This window comes from Bacillus sp. P4_D3 (assembly GCF_056401855.1).
In genome coordinates this window covers 1-7,379 of the sequence record NZ_JBFUIN010000144.1, presented here as the reverse complement: position 1 = coordinate 7,379, position 7,379 = coordinate 1, and the positions used below count along the sequence as shown (strand labels likewise).

General features: G+C 35.9%; 7 protein-coding genes. All 7 read right to left on the bottom strand.

Features of this window, described 5'->3' with window-relative positions; all coding sequences use genetic code 11:
• A partial coding sequence (locus AC1DTM_RS14985; protein WP_477000420.1) for a MutS N-terminal domain-containing protein occupies positions 1 to 1,082 on the bottom strand: 1,082 nt, incomplete at its 3' end.
• A gap of 180 nt (positions 1,083 to 1,262) precedes the next feature.
• A complete protein-coding gene (gene cotE, locus AC1DTM_RS14980) occupies positions 1,263 to 1,805 on the bottom strand; it encodes an outer spore coat protein CotE (RefSeq protein ID WP_477000419.1) in 543 nt (180 codons plus the stop codon).
• A 128-nt stretch (positions 1,806 to 1,933) separates the two neighbouring features.
• Entirely contained in the window at positions 1,934 to 2,365 is a 432-nt protein-coding gene (locus AC1DTM_RS14975) for a YlbF/YmcA family competence regulator (RefSeq protein ID WP_002033698.1), read from the bottom strand.
• 3 nt (positions 2,366 to 2,368) lie between these two features.
• Positions 2,369 to 3,898 (bottom strand): tRNA (N6-isopentenyl adenosine(37)-C2)-methylthiotransferase MiaB, encoded by a 1,530-nt coding sequence (miaB, locus tag AC1DTM_RS14970; RefSeq protein ID WP_016105951.1) that lies wholly within the window; start codon positions 3,896 to 3,898, stop codon positions 2,369 to 2,371.
• 430 nt (positions 3,899 to 4,328) lie between these two features.
• On the bottom strand, positions 4,329 to 5,195 hold the full coding sequence (locus AC1DTM_RS14965; protein ID WP_002088040.1) for a 2-oxoacid:ferredoxin oxidoreductase subunit beta: 867 nt from the start codon (positions 5,193 to 5,195) through the stop codon (positions 4,329 to 4,331).
• Positions 5,182 to 6,939, bottom strand: a complete 1,758-nt coding sequence (locus tag AC1DTM_RS14960) for a 2-oxoacid:acceptor oxidoreductase subunit alpha (protein ID WP_002160764.1) — start codon at positions 6,937 to 6,939, stop codon at positions 5,182 to 5,184. The genes AC1DTM_RS14965 and AC1DTM_RS14960 overlap by 14 nt, the downstream gene beginning before the upstream one ends.
• Before the next feature lie 227 nt (positions 6,940 to 7,166).
• The coding region (locus tag AC1DTM_RS14955; protein ID WP_477000418.1) for a membrane dipeptidase at positions 7,167 to 7,379 on the bottom strand (213 nt) is incomplete at its 5' end.

Here is a 7,379-nt window from a genome sequence, read left to right as displayed (position 1 = left end):
CGTCTTAACTGTAATAAGTCCCGTGCATTTACATTACCAAATGCAACTTTCCCTGCTAAACGCTCTAAATCATATACTTCTTTTAACTTTTCTTTTAAATCTTCACGTAAAAAGTAATCATTTACAAACGTTTCAACCATTTCTAAACGCTCTTCAACTTTTTCTTTCTGGATAAGTGGACGTTCCATCCACTGTTTTAACATACGCCCACCCATAGCCGTTTTTGTTTTGTCTAATAGCCATAATAATGAGCCTGTCTTTTCCTTCGTGCGAAGAGTCTCTGTTAACTCTAAATTGCGTTTTGAATGCACATCAATTTTCATAAATTGATTCGTGTAATAAATTTCTACTGGTTGCAAGTGATCTAACGAACGTTTTTGTGTTCTTATCACATAGTTAAATAAGCGTCCAATTGCTTTAATTAATTTTGCTTGGGAAACATTTTTCACAAGATGTTCTAATCCTTCTGGAATAGTTGTTGCATCTTCATACGAAATCGTCATTTTTAATGTTTCAGTTAATTTATTTAATTCATCTTTTGAAAATGTAGAATCTACAACAATTTCTTTTGAACCAGTTGCATACACTTCTAATAAAATATCTTCTACTGAACCTGTTAACAACGTCACTGTATTTTGTCCAGTCGTTAAGTCATTGCAAGCTAGCGCATAAGATCCATCTTCGAAATGTGTTAATGCTGCTAAGAAGTTATTCTCTTTCTCGTCTATTGTACGCCCTTCCATCATCGTTCCTGGCGTAATTAGTTGTACTACTTCACGGCGCACTACACCTTTAGCTGTTTTTGGATCTTCCACTTGCTCACAAACAKCTACTTTATATCCTTTTTCAACAAGTTGTTCAATATAATTTTTAGCTGCATGATGCGGTACACCGCACATCGGTATACGATCACTACTACCACCATCTCGGCTCGTTAATGTAATTTCAAGTTCATGAGCTGCTTTAACCGCATCCTCAAAGAACATTTCATAAAAATCACCTAATCGGAAAAATAAAAAGGCATCTTGATAGTCTGCCTTAACCTTTAAGTATTGCTGTATCATAGGCGTATATTGCGTCATGTCTTTCCTCCATAATTCTTACATAATAATCTATATTCATATATGTCACACTTCACGGACACCCATATCTCCTATTCCAGGAGTCTTTCCTCATTATAGCACATTTCATAAGGAATCATGGTCATTCAGCACCACTTATGTACTGTAAAAAGCTAGGAAGAACTTCTCCCTAGCTTTCTCTTACTCTTCTTCTGCGTCAACGATAAAGTTCGGATCTAATTCTTCAAATTCATCATCATCGACTTGGAAATCCTCGTCTGATTCTACGCAACCTTCAGGATTTACACTTACACAAATTTTCGTTTCCCCAACTACTTCTGTTACAAATTCACGTTCTACCGTCACAACAATTTTATTACMATTTGGCGATACAAGAGCTTCTAAACAATTTGGCGGCTGAATTACACGAGCGATAATTTCTAAATCGTCACCAGAAAAGTTTTTGTCACGATAACCAATGCTTACTTCATCATTGTAGTTAACACGCTCTGTTACAACTTCAGTCTTTGTGTTTCCATCAAATGAATACCAAGTGTTTACATCATAGAAACCTTCAATTTCCACATGTTTCCCATTCTTTCTCGCTTCGTACGAATGGTTAATTACCCAGCACCCTAAAATACTTGTTGGCTCATTATTCGATTCACATGTATGCGTTGACTTTGTATACTTACGTCCTTTTCCAACCACTGCTTTTGTAATAATCTCTCTAAATTCGGACATTCGTAACCCTCCTCAATCACTATTCACTTAATCATATGCGTGACAATAGCGGAATGTGTCATTCTTTTTTTTGAGAAGAATTTACAATATAACTCACTAAAAAAAAGAGATGTCAATAAGACATCTCTTTAACAACCACAATTTCCTTTTTTACTTTCTACCGCTGCACCAGTTTCACCCTTCAATACATCGCCACCAGTTGAAACTAATATTTCATCTGTTACATTGTTAGAAATGGTACTAGCAACTAACTGTAGTAAGTCATTTACATATGTTTGTGAAGATTTAAACTCCTGTACAACTGGGATATTATCCAACTTATCTTGAAGCGCATCAATTTCAGCTTCTACTTTTTTCAAAGCTTCCCATTTCCCATAATGTTGCAAGTTTACTGCTTGTTTTTGCAAAGCTTTTATTTCATCAATTGCTCGCTTTACATTTTCATTTTTATGAATTTGTGCTTCTGCTCGCTTAAAAAAATCGACTTCTTCTGTTTCAGAGATCATTTTTGCTAATTCTTTCGCTTGCTCAACAATTTCATCTTTCGTATATACTTTCATCTATTATTTCACCTCAATCGGTTCCTTAACCAATTTCCCGTTAAGAGACCAAGTTTTTGCTTCCGTTACTTTTACTTTCACAAGCTGACCAATTAAAGATTTTGAAGCAACAAAGTTTACAAGTTTATTCGTACGTGTGTATCCTGCAAGTACTTCAGGGTTATTCTTACTTTCTCCATCAACTAATACTTCTACAATTTGTCCTATATAGCGCTTATTCTTATTAACTGCATATTCATTCACTAGTGTATTTAAGCGTTGTAATCGCTCTTTCTTCACTTCCATCGGCACATTATCCTGCATTTTTGCAGCTGGTGTACCTTCACGCGGAGAATAAATAAATGTAAATGCCGTATCAAATCCTACTTCACGATATAACGACATCGTCTCTTCAAACTGCTCATCCGTTTCATTTGGGAAACCAACGATAATATCAGTCGTTAGTACTGCATTCGGAATGGTTTCTTTAATTTTTCGTACAAGCTCTAAATAGTGTTCTCGCGAATATTTACGCGCCATAATTTTAAGCATATCTGTACTACCAGATTGAACTGGTAAGTGGATATGTTCTACTAGGTTACCACCTTTTCCAAGAACATCAATTAAATGATCATCAAAATCACGTGGATGGCTTGTTGTAAAACGAATACGTGCGATATCGATTTTACGAAGTTCATCCATTAAATCGCCAAGACCATATTGTATATCTTCAAAGTCTTTACCGTATGCGTTTACGTTTTGTCCAAGTAACGTAATTTCTTTATAACCGTTCGCAGCTAAATGGCGAATTTCTTTAATAATATCTTCTGGACGTCTGCTGCGCTCTTTTCCGCGTGTATACGGTACAATACAATATGTACAGAACTTATCACAGCCATACATAATATTTACCCAAGCTTTAATATCACCACGACGTACTTTCGGAAGGTTTTCAATTACATCCCCTTCTTTTGACCAAACTTCAACTACCGTCTCTTTTGAGAACATTGCGTCCTTTAAGATATACGGTAATCTATGAATATTATGTGTACCAAACACCATATCTACATGCTGATTTTTTTGCATAATTTTATTTACAACAGATTCTTCTTGAGACATACAACCACATACACCAATTAAAAGATCCGGATTTCTTCGCTTTAATGATTTTAAATGACCAAGTTCACCGAACACTTTATTTTCAGCATTTTCACGAATTGCACAAGTATTTAATAAAATCACATCTGCCTCTTCAGTTGAAAAAGTTGGCTCATATCCAAGTGTTGTAAAAATCCCAGCCATTACTTCTGTATCATGTTCATTCATTTGACAGCCGTATGTACGAATGTAAAACTTTCTTCCTGCGCCAAAATTGCGGAACTCTTCAGGTAAGCCAAAATCTCGTTCAATTTTAACTTCTTCTTTCCCACGCTTTTTCGCCAATTTCAAGGAAGGTGGTTGGTATACACTTTCAAAGTATTTACTATAATCTTTCTCTTCTTTTTTCGTAGAGGAATTTGCTTGTCGACTTGCTAATCGTTGTTGCTCGTTCATCGGTAATCTCCTTTCACCCTTAACTATACACACTCTGTAGTCCATTTTACTGCGCTTAGACCCATCTCAATGATGTTAGATAGCTTGAGAGATAACTTGCCCTTTGAAACTTGAGTAATCGATCTAATCATCCGTAAGAATGAAGTCTTCCCCACACAAATAGACATTCCCTTTTATTATTTCATCTTGTCCTACCCAAAAGCATATTGCTTTATCCCTATACACATTATCATAGTATAGAGCCTTTAGCCAACTTTAACGAAGAAGAAGCCTTATCCTATATTACATTTCACAGTTAATGAACATGCTATTTTTATACAACGATTTATATATTATTTTATCATTCTGAATTTTCTAAGTAAACAAATCTATTAATTATTTTTATTCACTCAAAAAGAAGGTTGCCAAGTGGCAACCTTCTCTCCGATCATTACATAAATTCAGCAACAAGCTCATCAAACATTTTCTGATCCATATTTAAATCAGCTTGCACTAAAGGCTTTTCACTATAGTCTTTTACAAGCTCTTGGTAAGAAGGCTGCTTTGTATTTTGATAAATTAAACCTGTTACTAACCCGTTCTTTTCCATTAATGTTTGCATAGCCATCATGCGGTTAGATGGATCATATCCTTCTACTGTACTTAGTTTCGTTAAATTCTCTTTAAACCAATCATAAGTATTTACTTTATTGTAAGTAACACATGGACTAAATACATTAATTAATGAAAAGCCTTTATGGTTAATACCAGCTTCAATAATTTGCGTCAATTCTTTTAAATCACTTGAAAAGCTTTGCGCCACAAATGTCGCACCAGCTGTTAATGCCATTTCCATAACATTTAGTGATGGTTCAATTGAACCTTGTGGTGTACTTTTCGTTTTAAATCCAGCTTCACTACGTGGTGAAGTTTGACCTTTTGTTAATCCGTAAATTTGGTTATCCATTACGATGTACGTAATATCAATGTTACGACGAATAGAATGGATCGTATGTCCCATACCAATCGCAAAACCATCACCGTCACCACCGGATGCAATAACTGTTAAATCACGATTTGCCATTTTCACACCTTGTGCAATCGGAAGAGCACGTCCGTGAATACTATGCAAACCATATGAATTAATATACCCTGAAATACGACCTGAACAGCCGATACCAGAAATAACAGCTAGCTCATCTGGATTTAAACCAACGTTAGCTGCCGCACGCTGAATCGCAGCCTGCACCGAGAAGTCTCCGCAACCTGGGCACCAGTTTGGTTTTACACTGTTACGAAAGTCCTTAAATGTTGCCATTTAATACAACCCCTTTTTTACATTCGTTGTAAATCTCTTTCGGCAAGAATGGATTTCCATCGTATTTTAAAAGATTAGAAATTTTCTCACCATTGCCAAGATTCATTTTCATAATGTTAGCAAGCTGACCAGTTGCATTGTTTTCTACTACTACAACACGCTTCGCTTTTTTCACAAGTGGATCGATTTCAGCTGTTGGGAACGGATGAATTAAACGTACATGGGCATGGTTTACTTTCATTCCTTCTTGTTCCAAACGCTGCATTGCCTCTTCGATCGCACCACGAGTTGAGTTAAAGCCAACTAACAATACGTCTGCGTCATCATGCTTAGCATTTTTGTAAATAGGGGTATTAAACTGCAAGTTCGCCATTTTACGGAAACGTTTGTCCATTTGATCTTTACGATTTAACGCTGATTCAGATGGTTTACCCGTTTCATCATGTTCTACACCTGTAACATGGTGAATACCATTTTTCATACCAGGTAAAACACGTGGTGAAACTCCATCTTCTGTTACTTCATAACGCTTGAAGTATGCTTTATTTTCACGTTCTGGTAATTCTATTTCTAAATCAAGCTTACCGCGACGAATTTCAACTTTATCTAACTTAAGTGGTTCTACTGTTTGCTTTCCTAAAGAAAGCTGTAGATCTGTTAAGAAGATAACAGGCACTTGATATTCTTCTGCTAAGTTAAACGCTTCTACAATATCATAGAAAGCTTCTTCAACTGTACTTGGCGCCATTACGATTTTTGGAATTTCACCATGCGTTCCGTAAATCATAGCCATTAAGTCAGACTGCTCTTGTTTTGTTGGTAAGCCCGTACTTGGACCACCACGTTGTGTATCAATGATAACTAGTGGTGTTTCAGTAATACCTGCTAAACCAATTGCTTCCATCATTAATGAAAGACCAGGACCAGCAGATGCTGTTAATGTACGAACACCAGCGTAGTTTGCACCGATCGCCATTGTACAAGCTGCGATTTCATCCTCAGTTTGGATTACTGTTCCGCCGACTTTCGGTAACTTTTTAATTAAATATTCCATAATTTCAGATGCAGGTGTGATTGGGTATGCGGACATRAAGCGAGCACCACCAGCTACCGCACCAAATGCGATTGCGTCGTTTCCAATCATAAACATGCGTTTCTTACCATCAGCTTTTTCAAGCTGCATCATGTTTACTTTCTCACCAAGCAATTCTTTCATATATTGAGAGCCGCGTTTAATTGCTTCCATATTCTTTTGAACGACTTGCTCCCCTTTACGACCAAAGATTTCTTCAACAACCTCTAAATAAGCTGTTTCGTCTAACCCTAATACCGAACTAGATGCCCCAACAGCAACCATATTTTTCATTAATGATGTGCCTAACTCTGAAGCAATATCTGTAAACGGTATCACATATAGATTTACATCTGTATTATCAGGTATTGTTGGATTAAATTTCGCATCCGCAACTACAATTCCGCCCGGACGTAGTTCGTGGAAGTTAAAATCAATTGTTTCTTGATCAAAAGCAATTAAAATATCTAAATCATCTGAGATCGCGCGTACTTCTGTTGTACTTACACGAATTTTATTATTTGTATGGCCGCCTTTAATACGTGATGAGAAGTGGCGGTAACCGTATAGGTAATATCCTAATCGGTTTAATGCAATACAGAAGATTTCCCCTGTACTTTCAATTCCTTCACCTTGTTGGCCTCCAACTTTCCATGAAAGTTGACTAATCATCTCCTACACCCCTTTTGGCTGCATTCATTGTAGTGTATTTTTTTACAGTATTAGTTTAGCATTTTTTATGCAAATAAACTACAATGGACGCAAATTATGCCTCTTCTGATTTCCMTTAATCTTTAGTATAATGCTATTTCGTTCACCATTCTAGTATTAGGTCTTAAAAAAATCAATAAATTACCGCGAGTAAAATTTATTTTTTCTGATTTTTTAGAAAATAATAATCAAAAAGTAATACAGTCAATAAAATTTTTATACAAAAAATGCTCTACCATTGATTCACTATACTTTTTACAAAGTTGGTTAATTATATTTTCATAATCCCTATATGCTTCTACACCTACAACAGTTTCTAAAATCCCATCAAAATCAGAACCAAACCCTATATTTTTTTCTCCACCTAATGAACAAATATATTCCACATGCCTTAATATATC